General features: G+C 36.6%; 17 protein-coding genes and 1 pseudogene. 12 read left to right on the forward strand and 6 right to left on the reverse strand.

The window, feature by feature from the left end; translation table 11 throughout:
- Positions 1 to 200 precede the first annotated feature (200 nt).
- The 6 genes from ACU1LP_RS17395 (at position 201) to ACU1LP_RS17420 (ending at position 5,368) form a co-directional block, all read left to right on the forward strand.
- Positions 201 to 431, forward strand: a complete 231-nt coding sequence (locus ACU1LP_RS17395; protein WP_445734851.1) for a hypothetical protein — start codon at positions 201 to 203, stop codon at positions 429 to 431.
- 16 nt (positions 432 to 447) lie between these two features.
- A complete protein-coding gene (locus ACU1LP_RS17400; RefSeq protein ID WP_445734852.1) occupies positions 448 to 735 on the forward strand; it encodes a riboflavin synthase subunit beta in 288 nt (95 codons plus the stop codon).
- Positions 736 to 738: 3 nt separating this feature from the next.
- Positions 739 to 2,589, forward strand: coding sequence for a DNA mismatch repair endonuclease MutL (gene mutL, locus ACU1LP_RS17405; protein WP_445736908.1), 1,851 nt, complete (start codon positions 739 to 741; stop codon positions 2,587 to 2,589).
- A gap of 3 nt (positions 2,590 to 2,592) precedes the next feature.
- Positions 2,593 to 3,321 carry a rhomboid family intramembrane serine protease gene (locus ACU1LP_RS17410; protein ID WP_445736909.1) on the forward strand — a complete coding sequence of 243 codons (729 nt, stop codon included), beginning with the start codon at positions 2,593 to 2,595 and terminating at the stop codon, positions 3,319 to 3,321.
- Positions 3,321 to 4,187 carry a rhomboid family intramembrane serine protease gene (locus ACU1LP_RS17415; protein WP_445736910.1) on the forward strand — a complete coding sequence of 289 codons (867 nt, stop codon included), beginning with the start codon at positions 3,321 to 3,323 and terminating at the stop codon, positions 4,185 to 4,187. The genes ACU1LP_RS17410 and ACU1LP_RS17415 overlap by 1 nt, the downstream gene beginning before the upstream one ends.
- Positions 4,188 to 4,342: 155 nt before the next feature.
- Positions 4,343 to 5,368 (forward strand): endonuclease/exonuclease/phosphatase family protein, encoded by a 1,026-nt coding sequence (locus tag ACU1LP_RS17420; RefSeq protein ID WP_445736911.1) that lies wholly within the window; start codon positions 4,343 to 4,345, stop codon positions 5,366 to 5,368.
- Between the two features lie 80 nt (positions 5,369 to 5,448).
- Here ACU1LP_RS17420 and ACU1LP_RS17425 read toward each other — a convergent pair whose 3' ends face one another.
- Entirely contained in the window at positions 5,449 to 7,671 is a 2,223-nt protein-coding gene (locus ACU1LP_RS17425) for a beta-glucosidase (protein ID WP_445736912.1), read from the reverse strand.
- Positions 7,672 to 8,080: 409 nt separating this feature from the next.
- On the opposite strand from ACU1LP_RS17425, the gene ACU1LP_RS17430 reads away from it, so the two are divergent.
- From ACU1LP_RS17430 to ACU1LP_RS17445, 4 genes are all read left to right on the forward strand, one after another.
- A complete protein-coding gene (locus ACU1LP_RS17430; RefSeq protein WP_445732419.1) occupies positions 8,081 to 8,716 on the forward strand; it encodes an MOSC domain-containing protein in 636 nt (211 codons plus the stop codon).
- 66 nt (positions 8,717 to 8,782) lie between these two features.
- Positions 8,783 to 10,966 carry a B12-binding domain-containing radical SAM protein gene (locus ACU1LP_RS17435; protein ID WP_445736913.1) on the forward strand — a complete coding sequence of 728 codons (2,184 nt, stop codon included), beginning with the start codon at positions 8,783 to 8,785 and terminating at the stop codon, positions 10,964 to 10,966.
- A gap of 175 nt (positions 10,967 to 11,141) precedes the next feature.
- The gene (locus ACU1LP_RS17440; protein WP_445732521.1) at positions 11,142 to 11,390 is read left to right on the forward strand and encodes a DUF6364 family protein; all 249 of its coding nucleotides are present in this window, start codon (positions 11,142 to 11,144) and stop codon (positions 11,388 to 11,390) included.
- Positions 11,387 to 11,809, forward strand: a complete 423-nt coding sequence (locus tag ACU1LP_RS17445; RefSeq protein WP_445732522.1) for a type II toxin-antitoxin system VapC family toxin — start codon at positions 11,387 to 11,389, stop codon at positions 11,807 to 11,809. The genes ACU1LP_RS17440 and ACU1LP_RS17445 overlap by 4 nt, the downstream gene beginning before the upstream one ends.
- 605 nt (positions 11,810 to 12,414) lie before the next feature.
- Here ACU1LP_RS17445 and ACU1LP_RS17450 read toward each other — a convergent pair.
- Positions 12,415 to 13,650, reverse strand: coding sequence for an ABC transporter permease (locus ACU1LP_RS17450; RefSeq protein WP_445736914.1), 1,236 nt, complete (start codon positions 13,648 to 13,650; stop codon positions 12,415 to 12,417).
- An 8-nt stretch (positions 13,651 to 13,658) separates the two neighbouring features.
- Here ACU1LP_RS17450 and ACU1LP_RS17455 point away from each other — a divergent pair, with 8 nt between their 5' ends.
- Positions 13,659 to 14,972, forward strand: coding sequence for an exo-beta-N-acetylmuramidase NamZ family protein (locus tag ACU1LP_RS17455; protein WP_445732526.1), 1,314 nt, complete (start codon positions 13,659 to 13,661; stop codon positions 14,970 to 14,972).
- Positions 14,973 to 14,979: 7 nt separating this feature from the next.
- Positions 14,980 to 16,059: a serine hydrolase domain-containing protein gene (locus tag ACU1LP_RS17460; RefSeq protein ID WP_445734142.1), complete on the forward strand. Its 1,080-nt coding sequence runs from the start codon at positions 14,980 to 14,982 to the stop codon at positions 16,057 to 16,059.
- 194 nt (positions 16,060 to 16,253) lie between these two features.
- Here ACU1LP_RS17460 and ACU1LP_RS17465 read toward each other — a convergent pair.
- From ACU1LP_RS17465 to ACU1LP_RS17480, 4 genes and pseudogenes are all read right to left on the reverse strand, one after another.
- Positions 16,254 to 16,388 (reverse strand): annotated as a pseudogene (locus ACU1LP_RS17465) (hypothetical protein); the annotation flags it as partial.
- Positions 16,389 to 16,792: 404 nt separating this feature from the next.
- Complete coding sequence (locus ACU1LP_RS17470; protein ID WP_445734143.1) at positions 16,793 to 17,422, reverse strand: glycoside hydrolase family 16 protein; 630 nt, start codon at positions 17,420 to 17,422, stop codon at positions 16,793 to 16,795.
- Entirely contained in the window at positions 17,389 to 17,574 is a 186-nt protein-coding gene (locus tag ACU1LP_RS17475) for a nucleoside hydrolase-like domain-containing protein (RefSeq protein WP_445734144.1), read from the reverse strand. The genes ACU1LP_RS17470 and ACU1LP_RS17475 overlap by 34 nt, the downstream gene beginning before the upstream one ends.
- Positions 17,575 to 17,670: 96 nt before the next feature.
- The gene (locus ACU1LP_RS17480; protein WP_445734145.1) at positions 17,671 to 18,051 is read right to left on the reverse strand and encodes a hypothetical protein; all 381 of its coding nucleotides are present in this window, start codon (positions 18,049 to 18,051) and stop codon (positions 17,671 to 17,673) included.
- Positions 18,052 to 18,441 lie beyond the last annotated feature (390 nt).

The following is an 18,441-nucleotide window of genomic DNA, read 5'->3' on the forward strand; positions in this document are numbered from 1 at the left end:
AATTTCCTTTCGTGTTTTCAGTCGCAGTCCCATTCGTAAATCACAAATCGTCAATCGTAATTCAAAAATCGTAAATCCTTGAAGTTGCATTTGGAATCTGGGTTTTCTTTTTTTTTGGAATTTTAACTTCTTTTTTAGTAATTCTTTCCCTTGTTTCTGCCTATTTTTAAGTATTTTTGAAGATTACGTATTCATAGACTTTGTTAAACCCAAACAAGAATAGAACCTTTAAGCATCGCTCCGTTTCTTCAAAAGAAAACGAAAAGGATGCTGATTCCAATGAAGCAAAAAAAATGGATTTTATTTCTAAATGGAAACGCAACAGTGAAAGAAGCGTCAAAGTAAAAGGCGTCATGTCTGCACGAACGCTTATCATAGTTTTGGTATTATTATTGATTTGTATGTATTTATTGGATAAAAAATACATGTAATTAAAACTTATAAATTATGGGACTTTTAAAAGTGCGCAAAAACAAAAAATTTAGTTATACACCTCGTTATTTTGATGATAAAGGCGAAGGGAATCCGTTTGAAATCAAACATAAATTTGACGATTTCCGGAAAACAGTGGGTGCAAATACAGGATTGAAAACCAAAATGGTAAATGCTTGGGACGATTTAAAGAACAACCCGGATAAACAAACCAATAGACGCGTTTTAATTATTGTGGCGGTGCTTGTTTTGCTGTTTCTTTTTATCATTGAATTCGATTTATCTATATTCTTTTCTAAATAATTTATGGCAGACATTATACAGCTTTTGCCCGATCATGTTGCAAATCAAATTGCCGCTGGTGAAGTTGTACAACGCCCAGCTTCGGTGGTCAAAGAGCTATTGGAAAACGCCATTGATGCCGATGCCACCATTATTAAACTCATTATAAAAGACGCAGGCAAAACCCTGGTTCAGGTAATTGATAACGGAAAAGGAATGAGCGTTACCGATGCGCGTTTAAGTTTTGAGCGCCATGCCACCTCCAAAATCCGTAGTGCGGACGATTTATTCCACCTGCACACCAAAGGCTTTCGTGGGGAAGCCTTGGCAAGCATTGCCGCCATTGCCCATGTAGAGTTAAAAACAAAGCAAGAGCATGATGATGTGGGTAACGCCATTGTTATAGAAGGAAGCAATGTGGTGTCGCAAGAGGTTGTTGTAACGCCAAAAGGCACCTCCATTTCTGTAAAAAATCTTTTCTTCAATATTCCGGCGCGCCGTAATTTTTTAAAATCCAATGCGGTGGAATTGCGCCATGTTATTGACGAGTTCCACCGTGTTGCCTTAGCGCATCCCAATATTAGTTTTGCTTTTTATAACAACGGAAGCGAAACGTTTAATCTAGCCATTAGTAATTACAGACAGCGTATTGTGAATATCTTCGGAAACAAAACCAATGAAAAATTGGTGCCTGTTGAAGAAGAAACCGAGGTGTTGGATATTTCGGGTTTTGTGGGAAAACCGGAGTTTGCCAAAAAAACCAGGGGCGAGCAATATTTTTTTGTGAACGATCGGTTTATTAAAAGTCCGTATTTAAACCATGCCATTGCTTCAGCCTTTGATGGTTTGCTTAAAACCGGAAACCACCCCAGTTATTTTTTGAACTTAAAAGTCAATCCACAGACCATCGACATCAATATCCATCCCACTAAAACGGAAATTAAGTTTGATGACGAACATACCTTATATGCCTTGTTGCGTTCGGCAGTAAAACATAGTTTGGGCCAATTTAATATAGCACCCGTGCTCGATTTTGAGCGCGATGCCAATTTAGATACCCCTTATCATTTCAGCAATAAAGAAACCAATTCGCCAGTTATTGAGGTAGATAGAAGTTTTAATCCGTTTAAGGAAAATTACAGTTCCGGGAAACAAACCACCGCATTTAAAAAGCAAACTTTGAACAATTGGGATAGTTTGTATGTGGGATTGGAATCGAAAGGCACAAAAACTGAGCACGGTTTCAGCGAGGTTCATTTTGAAAGTGAAGAAACAACCCTATCTGCTTTTAACGATACCAATAAAATAGAACAGACCAAAACCACCTATCAACTGCATAATAAATACATTGTAAGCACCATTAAATCGGGCATGTTGGTCATTGATCAGCATCGGGCTCACCAACGTATTTTGTATGAAGATTTTCTTAATAACTTAACCATCAAGCAAGGCGTGAGTCAGCAATTGTTATTCCCGCTTCAATTGCATTTTTCAACTCAAGAAATTGAAATCATCAATCAGTTGAAAGAAGATTTGGAACATACGGGTTTTGTGTTTTCAAACCTTACGGAAGAATCGGTTGAAATTATTGGTGTTCCCGTAATGGTTCCAGAAAGTGAAGTGTCCATTATTTTGGAACAATTAATTGGTGATGTGGAGAATGAAGTGCCCGATAGCCATTTTAGTGCGACCGATTTATTGGCAAAATCGATGGCGAAAAGTTTAGCAATAAAAAGAGGGCATTCATTGCAAAAAGACGAGCAGGAGCATTTGGTAAATAAGCTGTTCGCATGTAAAGAACCCAATGTTTCACCAACTAACAGAACAACATTTATTACCATGAGTGTTGACGAATTAGATAAAAAATTTATATAGAATATGATGCGAATTTCTGATACTGTAAAGCATTTAATAATCATTAACGTACTCATGTTTATTGGTACTTTAACCATTGGGGGCGGGGTTTTGTTTTACGAATGGTTTGCTATGTATTTTCCTGAAAACGAATCATTCAGATATTGGCAAATCATCACCCACATGTTTATGCACGGCAGTATAATGCATCTTTTGTTTAATATGTTCGTGTTATGGATGTTTGGCACACCCGTAGAGCAGGCTTTAGGCTCAAAACGCTTTTTATTTATTTACTTTTCTGCTGGTTTAGGGGCTGTGGCGTTACAAGTTGGGTATTATTATTTTCAATATCTATCTATGGAAACGCAAGCAATGGATTTGGGATTTACCCACGAACAAATTATTGAAATTCTTAAAGAAGGAAAAGTTTTTAAAGCAATTGGCCCCGGTTTTAATCAGATCTATTATGCGTCCATGGTGGGTGCTTCTGGTTGTATTATGGGAATTTTGGCAGCATTTGGTGTGATGAACCCCAATGCGGAATTGATGCTTATATTTTTGCCTATTCCAATAAAAGCAAAATACTTTATCCCAGGAATCATTATCTTAGATTTGGTTTCCGGGGTTACAGGGCAGTCGTTTTTCAGTCCGAGCAATACGGCATATATGGCACACGTTGGGGGCGCATTGATCGGATTTTTCATCATGTGGTATTGGAAAAAAAATCAATTTAATAATAATCGTTGGGATTAATGAGTGTAACAAACAACATAAAATATAAGCTTCGAAGCTTAAACGCCTTAGAAAAGATCATTGCCTTAAATGTGCTTGTTTTTGCCATAGGACTGCTTTTTAAATCTGGTATGGGTTGGTTGGAACTACCAAGCGATTTTACTAAGTTTATTCTAAAACCTTGGGCCCTTATTACCTATGCGTTTCTCCATTACGACTTTTTTCACATTCTTTTCAATATGCTCTGGTTGTACGTCATTGGACGTATGTTTTTAAATTTATTCAGTGTAAAAACAGCGTTGAATATTTATTTTCTGGGGGCCATGTCTGGCGGGCTGCTATTTATGCTGTTCTATACCTTACTGCCCAGTGTATTTGGGTCCAATGCTACTTTGGTTGGCGCATCGGCAGCGGTAAGGGCTTTATTGATTTTTTTATGTGTGTACATGCCAAACCAAGAGGTGCGGTTTTTTACCTTCAATATTAAATTTTGGCACATTGGTTTAGCTATTGTCATATTGGATGTAATCGGGCTCATTGCTGGCATACAAGACCCCGTTAATGGGAATGCCGGCGGAAATCTGGCACACTTAGGAGGCGCGCTGTTAGGCTATTTCTATGCAAAACAATTGTTGAAAGGCGATGATATTGGAAGAGGTTTTGAACAGATGCTTGATTTTTTTGCTAAACTTTTTAAACCGTCAAAAAAAGGGCCGTTAAAAACGGTGCATAAAAACAAAGGTAAGGTGGACGGTTATACCAAATCCGATTTTGATGAGTTTACCAATCAAAAGAAAATTGATGTCATTTTGGATAAAATCAGCAAAAGCGGCTACGATAGTTTAACTGCCGAAGAAAAAGAATTTTTGTTTAGGGCAGGGAAATAGGGAAGACGGGAGAAAATAGAAAATAGAGAATAGACGGGAGACAGGATTTGTTGACCGGAAAATAAATAATTAGGCAATGGACATAATGGTATCCTTAATCAATAATTTAAAATAGATTATAAACAATAGTATTCCGTCATTTGTCATCAAAAAACATGAAACAACTAAGCACCATAAATAAAGTTATCTACATCATCAATATTGTGGTAGCGCTTGTGCTGTTGTTCTCATTTGCTTTGCCTTTTTTACCACCAAGAGCTTTTTCGGTATTATCCGTACTCAGTTTAAGCGTACCCATTTTAATTTTGTTCAATGTAATATTCTGCTTTTATTGGTTGGTCAGGTTAAAATGGCAGCTATTAATGTCGTTAGTGGCACTTATAATAGGGCAGATGGTTTTTGGTTCGTTATACAAGTTTACTTCTTCAAAAAAAGTAGAAAGCCCCAACAATTTTAAGGTCATGAATTACAACGTGAGGTTGTTTAACCTCTATGACTGGATTCCTGAGAAACATATCGATGCCAAAATAGTTGATTTCATAAAAACGGAAGCCCCTGATATTTTATGTATTCAAGATTATCGTCCCGACCCAAAAATAAACTTATCCGTTTTTAAATATAAGTTTGAAAAAATTTCAGGAAATAAAATTCAAAACGGACAGGTCATTTTGTCCAAGTTTCCCATTATAAATTCTGGATCTTTGGAGTTTCCTAATACCGCCAATAACGCCATATTTGCCGATGTTGTAAAGGGTAAAGACACGATTAGGGTTTATAACATCCACTTGCAATCGTTAAAGATTGATACCGATGTGGAAAAACTAAAAAAAGAAGGGACCTCACGCCTTTTTAAACAAGTGGAAAAGACTTTTAAAAGGCAACAGTTCCAATCTGAAATTTTAGTGTCGCACAAAGAGCAATGTCCTTATAAAATGATTGTTTCCGGCGATTTTAATAACACGGCGTATTCCTATGTTTACAGAAAGATTAAAGGCGATCTGAACGATACTTTTAATGAAGCTGGAAATGGTTTTGGACGTACTTACGATTTTAAATTTTTTCCCGTAAGAATTGATTTTGTTCTAGCCGACAAAGCATTTTATGTCAATGGTTTTAAAGCTTATAATCAGCATTATTCCGATCATTATCCTATTATGGCTACTTTAAGTCTGGACAAATAGAAGCCAGGTCCCAAAAATCAAAAATAAAGGACATACGTGGAGTTGCTTTTAAATTAGCATCTAAAAACTTGCTTTTTAAATTATTTGATGTTGACTTTTATGGTTTCAGCAATATTATTTGACGCATTGCCTACGTAGATGATATAATCCCCTTTTTCAAGGTTCCAGTCGGAAATGGATTCGTCATAAAAAGCAAGATTTGCAGCATCGATAGTGATTTCAACCGCTTTTTGCCCACCGCTTTTTAAATTGATTTTTTGAAACCCCTTCAATTCTTTCAAAGCTCTTTTTACTTTAGATTTTTGTTTCCCAATATATACTTGAACAACTTCGGCCCCTTCCAGATCACCAGTGTTTGTAACTTGGCAAGTAAGCTTGATTTTATCTTGCGGTGTATATGCTTTTTTATCTACTTTGATATCTGTTATATTGAAAGAAGTATATGACAAACCATGCCCAAAGGCATAAAGAGGTGCAATCTTTTTAGTATCGTGCCATCTGTAGCCTACCAATATATCTTCTTTATAAACTTGGTTGTAATCTTTCCCAGGATATGATAATTCCCCAAACGAATGGGCGGCATTGTCCTGTAATTTAACAGGGAACGAAAAAGGCAATTTTCCCGAAGGGTTAACATCACCGCTTATTACGTCTGCAATGGCATATCCCGCCATGCTCCCCAGATACCAAGTTTGTATAACGCCATTTATGGAATTAAGCCACGGCATTTCCACGGCATTTCCACTCACTAAAATATAGCCTACATTTTTATTGACCCTTAAAATATCGTTAAGCAGTTCATCCTGGCCAAAAGGCAAATTAAACTGTTCTCTATCAGCACCTTCACAATCTTGAAGGTGGCTTTTGTTCAAACCTCCAAAAAACAAAACAATATCGGCGTTTTTTGCAACCTTTATGGCTTCAACCCTTAAGGAATCGGCATCAAGTTTTGATGGAATAACCGCATCATAAACAGAGGGGCCAGTGGCATAGCCCATCGAATGAACAATAGTGGCGTTTTTATAACGCATTTTCAACCCTTCTAAAGGCGAAATTTCAAATTGGGGTTTTAATTCAGAAGAGCCGCCACCTGCGGTCATCGATCTGGTGGCATTTTCCCCTATTACGGCAATGGTTATATTTTCATCTTTTATAGGGAAGAAATTGTTCTTGTTTTTAAGTAAAACAATACCTTCAGTAGCCACTTTGCGGGCCACATCATGGTGTTCTTGATTGTTTTTTCTACCTAGCGGACGGTTAGAACTCATGTTGGTTCTATACATTAACCTTAGGATCCTTCTAACTTTATCGTTTACAACAGATTCATCAATATCACCTGCCTTTAATGATTTTAAAAAAGGCGTTGCCAAATAATAATGGTCGTAATGGTTGGCTGTTGTTGAACCCAGCCCATCGGTACCTGTTCCCATTTCAATATCAAGGCCGAACATGGCAGATTCATAGGTATTATGCGCCCCGCTCCAATCGCTCACTACAACCCCGTCAAAACCCCAATCTTTCTTTAAGATTTTGTTCAACAAGAGTTCGTTATGGCAGCAATATTGCCCCCTAAATTTATTATAGGCACCCATTAAAGACCAAACGCCGCCATCAATTACCGCTGCTTTAAAGGCTGGCAAATATATTTCATAAAGGGCCCGGTCGCTTACTTCAACGTTCACTTGGTTACGCCATAGTTCTTGGTTGTTAAGTGCATAGTGTTTAACACAAGCGGCAACCCCGTTTTTTTGAACCCCTTTTATATAAGGCACCACCATTTTTGAGGCTAAAAAAGGATCTTCGCCCATATATTCAAAATTTCTTCCGTTAAGGGGTGTTCTGTAAATATTAACTCCGGGACCCAATAAAACATCTTTTTTTCGGTATCTGGCTTCTTCCCCCAAGCTATATCCAAATGCTCCTGATAATTCTGGATTGAAAGTTGCGGCTAAACAGGTAAGCGCAGGAAAAGCAGTGATGGAATCATTGGTCCATCCAGCAAAATCCCAAGAGTCCCAACTTATTTCAGCCCTTACACCATGCGGTCCATCGGACATCCATATTTCTGGTATCCCCAGTCTTTCTACCCCTTTGGTACTGAATTTGGATTGTGCATGGCACATATCTACTTTTTCCTCTAATGTCAATAAGGATATGATGCTATCTATTTTAGATTCCACAGCATTGTTTTCATGTGCCATTGAATGATTTTTTTGGGAAAAAGCATCAGGGGTTTTTAAAAAGATAAAAATAAAGATTAATGCTATTTTTGAAAATTTTGATAAGGCTTTCTTTGAATTCATTTGTGGTTTTTTACGTTATAAAATTACTTCCTTTTAGAAAAAGAAATAAACATTTATGAAGCAATGATTAGAAGATATGTTGCAATTAGTGTATTATAGTCTGGTTAAAGGTTGAAATGCTGCTCCCAATAATTCGGAACATTGTAATTACTTTAGTTTCTATGAATGATTTAGTTACACAATCATCCGAAAGTTTTTTGAAAAACCTAATGTTCCACTTCTTTTGAAAAAGATCTTTGTTTGTCAAATCCAATTTTTAAAGCTTCAATTTCTTTAAAAAAAAGGCAGCTCATTGCTTAATTTCTTTACAACTTCCAAAAAAACAAATCTGTTTTCGTAAAAATAAGTTATATTTTTAAACACTGTATTAGTGATTTTAAATTTAATCCTATTTCATTACTTTTAAACCATGCAAATCCTATCCACCAATATAGCAAAACCAACCACCATTATTTTTAACGGTCAACAGGTCATTACGGGCATTTACAAAACCCCAACCAATCAACCTATTTATTTGGGAAAAGAAACTGTTGAAGGCGACGAAGTATCAGACCGAAAACATCATGGTGGCGAATTTAAAGCGTGTTATCTGTTTTCTGAAAATCAGTATCCGTATTGGAAAAAACTTTATCCCCATTTAGATTGGGATTATGGTATGTTTGGTGAAAACTTGACCGTAAAAAATTTGGACGAAACCCAAATTTACATTGGTGATATCTATAAAATTGGCAACGCTTTGGTACAAATTACCCAACCCCGCGAACCTTGTTTTAAATTTGGAGTGAAATTCGGAACACAAAATGTATTAAAACAATTCATTAATCATGGCTATCCAGGAACTTACACCAGGGTTTTGGAAGAAGGCTTCGTTAAAAACGGAGACGAACTTAAATTGATTGAAAAAGCCCAAAACAGCTTGACGACCTTTCAATTTTTCAACTTGTTTTTTTCAAAAGAGAAAAATCAAGAACATTTAAAATTAGCTATTGAAAATGAGGCGTTACCCATATCCAAAAGAAAAAAGCTAAAGGCATTTCTAACTTAGAAACCACCTTGCCCACCAACACTTCATCTTTTCAACTATATTTGTTACCATAATCCATGTAGCATTTTGAAAGACCTCCTACTCATAACGCCTCCATTCACGCAATTAAACACACCCTACCCTGCCACATGCTATTTGAAAGGTTTTTTAAACACCAAAAACATCAGTTCCTTTCAAATGGATTTGGGCATAGAAGTCATTTTAGAACTATTTTCAAAAAAAACATTTCAAGATATTTTTAAAAATGCTTTTAATAACAACCGCATTGTTTCTGAAAATTCACAAAGAATCTACACTTTAAAAAATGCCTATTTACAGCCTTTAGATGATGTCATGGCGTTTTTACAGGGCAAAAAACCAACCTTTGCCAGACATATTTGCTCAGATAATTTTCTTCCGCAAGCATCACGTTTTAATCAGTTGGACAACTTGGATTGGGCATTCGGCTCTATGGGCATGCAAGATAAAGCGAAACATTTGGCCACTTTATATCTTGAAGATCTATCCGATTTTATTGTGGAATGTATCGATGCTAATTTTGGTTTTAGTCGCTATGCTGAACGGTTGGGGCAAAGTGCCAATGCGTTTGATGAGTTATATGAGCAGTTAGAGTCAGAACCAACATATATTGATGGTATAACCTTAAAAATTCTTGAAGAAAAATTACAAACCGTTCAACCCAAATTGGTGTGTTTTTCGGTCCCCTTTCCGGGGAATTTATACAGCGCGTTCCGTTGTGCACAGTACATAAAAACCAACTATCCAGAAATTAAAATTGCTATGGGTGGCGGATTTCCGAATACTGAATTACGGTCCGTAACGGACATTAGGGTATTTGGGTTTTTCGATTTTATCACCTTGGACGATGGCGAGTTACCAATCGAACTATTAGCCTTCCCCAATCCTTCCAAAGGAGGGGAGTATAAACGCACCTTTCTTTTAGAAAACGATACCGTTGTTTATAAAAACAACAGCTCCAAACCAGACTACAAACAAAGTGAACTAGGTACACCAGATTATTCCGATTTATTGTTAACCGATTATATTTCAGTTATAGAAATTGCGAACCCCATGCACAGTTTATGGAGCGATGGCCGTTGGAACAAACTCACCATGGCGCACGGTTGCTATTGGGGGAAATGCACCTTTTGCGATATTTCATTGGATTACATAAAAATTTACGAACCCATTGCTGCCAAATTATTGGTAGACAGAATGGAACAACTTATTGAACAAACAGGCGAAACAGGTTTCCATTTTGTGGATGAGGCAGCACCTCCTGCCCTTATGAAAGCCCTTGCCTTAGAAATTTTAAAACGCCAACTTACCGTTACGTGGTGGACCAACATTCGGTTTGAAAAAAACTTCACCAAAGATTTGTGCCAACTGCTAAAAGCCTCTGGTTGTATGGCCGTTTCTGGTGGATTGGAAGTGGCTTCCGATAGATTGTTGGCACTTATTGACAAAGGTGTTACGGTAGCACAAGTGGCACAAGTAACCCGCAATTTTACCGAATCCAACATGATGGTGCATGCTTATTTAATGTATGGCTACCCCACACAAACAGTTCAAGAAACGGTTGATAGTTTAGAAATGGTGCGTCAGTTGTTCGAAATTGGCGTGTTGCAATCGGGGTTTTGGCACCAGTTTGCTTTAACGGCGCATAGCCCCATTGGGTTAAATCCATCAGATTATCATATCATCCCAAACACCAAACCTATTACGTTTGCCAATAATGATGTGGAATTTACCGATACCACGGGCATTGACCACAACCAGTTTAGTCTTGGGTTAAAAAAGTCGCTTTTTAATTTTATGCACGGTATTGGTTTGGAACTTCCATTACAGGATTGGTTCGATTTTAAAATCCCGAAACCCACTATACAACCAGATTTTATATACCATTGTTTGGAAATCGAAACGAATTTCAGCATAAAACCAACGGCAAAAATTATGTGGTTGGGCACCAAACCATTGGTAACGGAACATTTTAAAACCAAACGCGGCAACACGTTTTATTCGCTAAAACTCACGTTTCATAATACTACTTCTGTTTTAGATATTACTTTAGATAAAGATAAAGGCACTTGGTTTTTGAATAGATTGGATTCCTTTAGTGTAACTAGCACAACATTGCCATCATTTTCAGAGCTGAAAAAAGATTTTGAAACCCATTTTGAAGATTTTGAACTGTTTTGGTTTTCGAAACCTATTAACCAATTAAGGGATAATGGATTGTTGGTGTTGTGATTTTTTTACTTTACTTATCAGAAAAAAATTATAACTTCGTTTAACTGTCTATATAGTCAATTTAAACTGACCATATCTTAATAGTTGGGTGTAATTTGTCCTTACCAAGAAAAATCATCACAAAATTAAATAGTACGGATTATTTTTATATATTTGTACGTACAAAATAAATATTATGGACACAAAGTTGACTTTAAAGCTTAATCAAAGAATTATTGAGAAAGCAAAGAAATATGCTTCCAACAAAAAAATAAGCTTATCTCGAATTGTTGAAGCCTATTTACAATCCTTGACTTCCGAAAATGACACCGCTGAATTTGAGATTTCACCTTTCATAAGAAGCATCGCAACAGGAAATGAAATCCCAGTTGATTTGGACCACAAAAAAGAGTATTCTGATTATTTAATGGATAAGTATAAATGAGAAAAAGGATTTTTATAGACACAAATATAATGTTGGACTTTTTAGGAGAACGAAAACCTTTTTATGAACCGATTGCGAAAATTGCAACGTTAGCGGAAAAAGAAAAATTAACAATGGTTGTTTCCCCTATTTCATTCGCAACAGTAAACTATTTTCTTTCAAAATTTGAGAATCCAAAAATTGCGAGAGAGAAGCTACGAAAATTCAAAATAATTAGCGAAATATGTTCTTTAGGCGAACAGACTATTGAAAAGGGGCTTAATTCTTCAATAAATGATTTTGAGGATGCTTTGCAATATTTTAGTGCAACCGAATCGGACTGTAAAATTATAATAACAAGAAATGGAAAGGACTTTAAAAAGTCGTTATTACCTGTAATGACAGCAAACGAATTTTTAAAATCTTTGAATAAAAAATAACTACACACAATGGCTATAAGTAATTGCTTGTTCTCGCTTACTTCTGAAAATCCTTGCGGATTTTCAGCTTGTTGTTTACTTTCAGAGTTAAGTGCTAAACCACGCAACTACTTACAGCCAAGACCGTTAAACGAACCTTCCAAAAAAAAAACCAAAATATTCGATGTATGCGCGTTAGGGATTGCTCATCCATTTTATTGTTAAATTTTGAAATCGTGAATGCTTCGCATTTGTAGCGGAAATCCTTTTTAAAAACATGGGTAAATAAATTTTGGACAGAACTAGAAATTGGCAGATTGTTTCGTCGTGCCTCCTACCATTGACAAGTATTTTATATATTTGATTTTCAAATATTTAAATATCACTTAAATTTTAAAAGCACCCCTAAAGTCCCCTTTAGGGGACAATCCATATCTTCAAATTTTCAGTTTCAAATTCTATTTAATTGTCAACAATATCGCTTGATAAATTTTTTTATCTGTTGCCTCGCAATGACGTTTTAAAAAGATTGCAACCTTTCGACTTCGCTCTAGATAAACTACATGCCCGACCCGTCCTGATAACTATCGAGAGGGTAACACCCAAAAAACTATAAAAATTTTCAACTACTCGAACCTAATAGCTTTTACCGGCGATATTTTGGTGACGATGTACGATGGCACTAAAAGCATGAGCAAACACAGGATGAGGGTGCCGATGTTTAATGCGATTATATAGGTGAAACTGATGTAAACTGGCGCTTCGGTTACGTAATACACGCTGGGATCTAGCGGAAAGAGTTTAAAATACTTTTGGGCAAAAAGCAGACCTAAACCGATGATGTTTCCCCAGAACAAGCCTAAGATAATGAGGTACGAGGCGTTGTATAAAAACAGTTTACGGATGCTCCAATTGTTGCTTCCCAAGGCTTTTAGAATGCCTATCATTTGGGTGCGCTCAAGTATGAGAACGAGTAAAGCGGTTATCATGTTGATGCCCGCTACCAATATCATAATGCCTATAATGCCGTAAATGTTTTTATCGAAAATGCTTATCCACTCGAAAATGGATGCGTATTTATCGGTTATGGTTTGTGAGTTTAGTGTTGAAGGTATGTTTTGGTATATTTCAATGCCCTTTTGTGGAAGCGCGTCATAATCGTTTATGAAGACTTCAAAATTGCCAATTTGGTCGTTTTCCCAATTATTAATACGTTGGATGTGCCGAATATCGCCTATTACATATTGGGCATCCAAATCTTGAAACCCAGAATTGTAAATGCCTACAATGTTATAAGTTAGTATGTTAGGCAGTTTATCGGCATCGTCTTTCGGGAATACCATTTGGAACGATTCGCCTACTTTAAACCCTAAACGATTTGCTAAATATTGCGAGATCAATACATCTTCATTTCGGTCTTTTATATAATCGGGGAGCTTGCCTTTTACCAAAAATTCCTCAAAATAGTCCCAATCGTAATCGGCCCCAACGCCTTTTAAATAGGCCCCTTCAAAGTCGGTTTCGGTGCGGATCACTCCGAATTTTGACGCCACCGCTTGTACATGTCTCACGCCTTCCACTGCTTTAAAATCTGGATAAAACTCTTGGTTTTTAGATATGGGAACTACGCTTTCCTGTGAGGTATTGCTATCATAATTTGAAATGGTTACATGCCCATTGAAGGCCACCACCTTATCACGTATTTTTTGCTGCAAACCAATGCCCGTAGCAATGGCAACCATCATAACCACAATGCCAATGGCTATGGCGGCAATACCGATTTTTATTATTGGTGCCGATATACTACTTTTATACGCTTTACTACCAATAATGCGTTTAGCTATAAAATACTCGTAATTCAAATTCTATGATGTGGTTTAATGTTGTCAAAAATACAGTTTTATTCCCGATAATTTTCGGGATTGTTTATGTAATGGTTTCTTGTGGGAACTTTTCGAAAAAGGATGAAGGTGGACGGGAAACCGAAGCTGGGAGACCGATGGCCGAAAACCAACAACAAACAACAAACACCCAACAACCAACCATTACAGTTGGTGCAAACCAAACAGAAGGGTATGTGCCCTTATTGAAAGGGAAACGGGTTGGTGTGGTGGCGAATCAAACGAGTGTCATATTTAAGCAACCAGACAAACAGATTGCCACGACTTCTACCAAGTCTCGCAATGACGGGTATGTGCATTTAGTAGATTCATTGCTATCATTAAAAATAAACGTAGTGAATGTTTTTGCACCCGAACATGGTTTTAGGGGAACTGCCGATGCTGGCGAGCATATTAAAGATGGTATCGATACCAAAACAGGTGTACCTATTATTTCGCTTTACGGCGATAATAAAAAACCGAAACCGGAACAACTTAAAAATATGGACGTTATGCTTTTTGATTTGCAGGATGTGGGCGTTCGTTTTTACACCTACATTTCCACGCTGCATTATGTGATGGAAGCATGCGCAGAAGCAAATATCCCGTTAATTATTTTGGACAGACCAAACCCAAACGGTCAGTATATTGATGGTCCCATTTTAGAAATGGAAAACAAGAGTTTTGTTGGTATGCACCCTATTCCCGTGGCCCATGGCATGACCATTGGTGAATATGCAAACATGATAAACGGTGAAAAATGGTTGAAAAATGGGATTCAATGTGAATTAAAAGTGATTCCTGTTAAAAATTATACCCATCAAATGAGGTACAGTCTACCCATAAAACCGAGTCCGAATTTACCAAACGACAAATCAATTAATTTATATCCTAGTTTGTGCTTTTTTGAAGGCGCCAATGTAAGTGTGGGCCGGGGCACCGACAAGCAATTTCAGGTTTTTGGAAGTCCGTTTTTAAACAAAACCAAATACACCTATACCTTTACACCACAACCCAATGAAGGCGCCAAATGGCCTTTATACCAAGGAAGAGTATGTTATGGCATGGATTTATCTAAGGTCAAGACCTTAAACGGATTGGATTTAAGCTACCTGATCCATGCGTATCAGGCTACTGAAAATCAATCGGAATTCTTCAATGCCTTTTTTACTAAATTAGCGGGCACTAAAAAGCTCCAACAACAAATTGAGGCAGGTGTATCAGAAACCGATATCAAATCGTCATGGCAAAAAGGCTTGGAAAGGTTTAAAGCAACACGAGCAAACTACTTATTATACAAGTAATTTTTAAATGAAGCGAATTATTGCGTGCTTAATGCTATTATTGGGTGCTGTGGGGTTTAGTCAAGCTGTTGAAACCCCAAGTCAACTTAAAATACGTGCTGCCACAAAGCTGGCTAAAAAGTTTTTAAAAAAGCAAGGTATTATGGGCATGTCCATTTCCGTATCACAACACGGGGAACTCATTTGGTCCCAAGGATTCGGATTTTCCAATAAAAAACCAAGAACACGGGTAGCGCCAGACGAAACCATTTTTAGAATTGCCAGTGTTTCCAAATCCATTACCGCACTTGCTCTGGCTAAATTGGCAGAAGACAAATGGATTGATTTAGATTCCAGCATCTATAAATATGTACCTGATTATCCAAAATACAAATACGATCTTACCGTGAGGCAATTGGGTGGAAATTTATCAGGCATCAGGCATTACAAAGACCATGCTGAATATACTTATAACAAAAAAATGAGCATCACAGAAGGATTGGATTTGTTCAAAAACGATTCGCTTTTGTTTGAACCCGGTTCGCGATATAATTATACCACCTTTGGGTTTGTACTTTTAAGCGAAGTGATGCAAAAAGCGACCAACATTCCTTTTGATACGTTTGTGAACGATACTATTTTTAAACCTTTGAAAATGGAACATTCCATGATAGATGTTTCGGATGCCCTAGTGCCAAATAGGACCCAATTTTATAGATCTTCCTTCTTGAAAAAGCCCGTGTTGGCATCTGCTGTTAGCAATGAATTTAAAGTAGCTGGCGGTGGTTTTTTATCTACTTCAGAAGATTTGATAAAATTTGGAAACGAGATTATATTTCCGAAAATAGTTTCAAAGGAATCCCTTTCACAAATTGTTACCTCGCAACATTTATTAACGGGTAAAAATACGGGTTACGGCATTGGATTTGCGGTGGAACACTCTAAAAAAGGCACGTCAAAATATTATCATACGGGTGGGGGCGTTGGTGCTTCTACCCTACTTGCCATCTATCCTGAAGAGGAATTGGTGATTGCCGTTTTAACCAATCTAACAGGGGTTTCCATGCAAGATTTTGGAAATGAATTGGAATCGGTTTTTCTTGATTGAATATTGCGCAGGGCATTAACGATTGGCGGTTTTTGGAAAATTTATAAAAATTGCTGTTTTCCTTTTTCATAACAATGCAACAAAATTTCCAAAAGCAAAACTAAAACCTGAAAAACACCTAAAAAGAAAATCGCCTAAAATTGTTTTTTAGACGACCTCTTGATTTTTAAGCCAATGAACTGGTTTAAATGCGTTCAATCCAGTCCTTCCAAAAATCCTGTATGGGCGCTTTTGATTTCAAAATTATTATCATATAGTAACGGCCAGTCGTTCCCTGGGTGATTTAAATCGGTGCTGTAAGGAATCCAAGATTCATTGTCTTTAAAACCCCATACTGTTAAAGGTCGGCTTCCCTAAAAACAGGACAGTTACAAATTCGAATTTCTGAAAAGAATATTAAATTAGAAATCTTAGGAAGTGCTATTAATTTTAATTGTCATAACAAAAATAACCTACTATGGATTGGAAATCCATAGTTTTATATTGGCAGACTGAAAGTCTGCTTCGTGAAATAGCCGATAAAGTATAGGGAAAAACACATGATTATTTGTGTTCCCGATAACTATCGGGACGTGGCTAAAACATTTATAGAAACTAAAGTAACTGCAATGAATCCCGATAGCTATCGGGAGCAGGGTTTTAACCTTTAACTTGATAATAAAATAGCAATCCTTAAAATATAATATAAAAATTAAACAAAAAACACTTTTATATCAATACGTAATAAATCAGGCTATATAGCTTGAAAAACCCTTATAAAATCCACAATTAAAAATGCCGAATACTCAGTGGGTATGGGTGACACTGGCAAATTACCACCAACAGACAAACTTATTAGCAAGTAAAACTCATCATTAAAAGGATAAGGTTGACCACCAGTATCGTTGGGTGTAAATGTTTTATACACTTCATCATTTACTAACCAAGTTATTTTATCTTCCTCCCAAACCAATGAAAACACATAATATGCTTTATCGAAACCTTCATTTGTAGTAGTATAATATGTTGAATTATACCTGTGATTTGCTAAGTCTGAACCATAATGAGGCGTTCCTAATATTTTATTTTTATCCTGTCCCAAATACTCCATAATGTCTATTTCGCCTCCACTGGGCCATTCTGCAGCTGGGTTTTGAACGGAATAATCTTTATTCAATAACCAAAAGGCAACCCAAGTACCTGTGGCTGATGGCATACTGGCTCTAATATCAATTCTTCCGTATTTAAATTCAAATTTATTATCCGTATTAATTCTTGTAGATGAGTAATTAAACCCTTGAATCGCTTCTTTTTTAGTTTTTGTTGCCTCAATTTTATAAAGCGCTTGAGCTAAAGTGTTGACACCTCCCAAACAGAAATCCATAGTGGACGCTCATCCTCTTCTTGAAGTGTTTTGATTATCCAATCAGAACCTTCAGAGTCCTTGCCTTTACCAACCCCTTGCATTCCATAAACTGGTAATCCACTATTTATTAGTCCTTTTAACTGCGCTTCGTCAGGATATCCCGACTCCACCTATTGGGTATCAAAACCCACCAAAAACCCTGTAAATTTATGGTTTACAGGGTTTTATATTTTATATGATATCATATAAAATCATATAAAACCATCTCAAGCGAGACCAATTCGGTGACCCTGTCCTAATGGACCCGACGTATTTTCAATACCTCTTTTAACATCTACTTCTGGATGACCTGGTGTGATTGAACCCCATTGTCTAAAATTAGCAACATCATTTTTCTCATAATTTCCTAGAAGATAATACTGCGCATACATTAATGTAGACAAATGGCCAGCATCCATAAAAAAGCGGTCTCTAAAAGCCCACTCCATATCGGTTGGATCGAAATTGAAGAACTCAGAATATAAAATATGCATATAATCTGCACCGCCCATGGGGTCTCCTGGGTGTCCTGAATTCGCTTTTTCTACCATCGCTACAGCTAATGCTCTAATATTATCTGCCGCTTGTTGATCTAATTTTTTGTTCATTTTTAATTTATTCTTAAGACTTTTATTTTTTCACCCTATGGTTTATGCAAAACAAACCACATCTCTAATAATGACATAACCCCAATACAAAAAACATGAATTAATGACTAGTTTTAATATAAAGCAGTTAGTTTGAAAAAGAAAACGAATCTATTCGTAATCTATAGCCATCCAATTCTTCGATTAAAAAATAGAGATTGTACTTAAATTTTATGGAAGATAAATCAAACTCTATTTCTTCAAAATCATTACTTCTAGGTTTTAATTTTAAATTCTTTTACTGGTATAGGCGTTTAGGTTTCCCATTAAATAATATAATAGGTATAGGCACTTAAATCGCACTTCGAAAGTACTGATTCCATTGCGTTTTAATTGTAATTTATCATCTTT

This window comes from Mariniflexile sp. (assembly GCF_052728615.1).

Excerpts from the sequence above, each read along its gene's own strand:
- ACU1LP_RS17410 (WP_445736909.1), top strand. The coding sequence starts at position 2,593 with ATGATGCGAATTTCTGATACTGTAAAGCATTTAATAATCATTAACGTA.
- ACU1LP_RS17430 (WP_445732419.1), top strand. The coding sequence starts at position 8,081 with ATGCAAATCCTATCCACCAATATAGCAAAACCAACCACCATTATTTTT.
- ACU1LP_RS17470 (WP_445734143.1), bottom strand. The coding sequence starts at position 17,422 with ATGGATTTCTGTTTGGGAGGTGTCAACACTTTAGCTCAAGCGCTTTAT.
- mutL (WP_445736908.1), top strand. The coding sequence starts at position 739 with ATGGCAGACATTATACAGCTTTTGCCCGATCATGTTGCAAATCAAATT.
- ACU1LP_RS17460 (WP_445734142.1), top strand. The coding sequence starts at position 14,980 with ATGAAGCGAATTATTGCGTGCTTAATGCTATTATTGGGTGCTGTGGGG.
- ACU1LP_RS17440 (WP_445732521.1), top strand. The coding sequence starts at position 11,142 with ATGGACACAAAGTTGACTTTAAAGCTTAATCAAAGAATTATTGAGAAA.
- ACU1LP_RS17455 (WP_445732526.1), top strand. The coding sequence starts at position 13,659 with ATGTGGTTTAATGTTGTCAAAAATACAGTTTTATTCCCGATAATTTTC.
- ACU1LP_RS17425 (WP_445736912.1), bottom strand. The coding sequence starts at position 7,671 with ATGAATTCAAAGAAAGCCTTATCAAAATTTTCAAAAATAGCATTAATC.
- ACU1LP_RS17420 (WP_445736911.1), top strand. The coding sequence starts at position 4,343 with ATGAAACAACTAAGCACCATAAATAAAGTTATCTACATCATCAATATT.
- ACU1LP_RS17400 (WP_445734852.1), top strand. The coding sequence starts at position 448 with ATGGGACTTTTAAAAGTGCGCAAAAACAAAAAATTTAGTTATACACCT.
- ACU1LP_RS17415 (WP_445736910.1), top strand. The coding sequence starts at position 3,321 with ATGAGTGTAACAAACAACATAAAATATAAGCTTCGAAGCTTAAACGCC.
- ACU1LP_RS17480 (WP_445734145.1), bottom strand. The coding sequence starts at position 18,051 with ATGAACAAAAAATTAGATCAACAAGCGGCAGATAATATTAGAGCATTA.
- ACU1LP_RS17445 (WP_445732522.1), top strand. The coding sequence starts at position 11,387 with ATGAGAAAAAGGATTTTTATAGACACAAATATAATGTTGGACTTTTTA.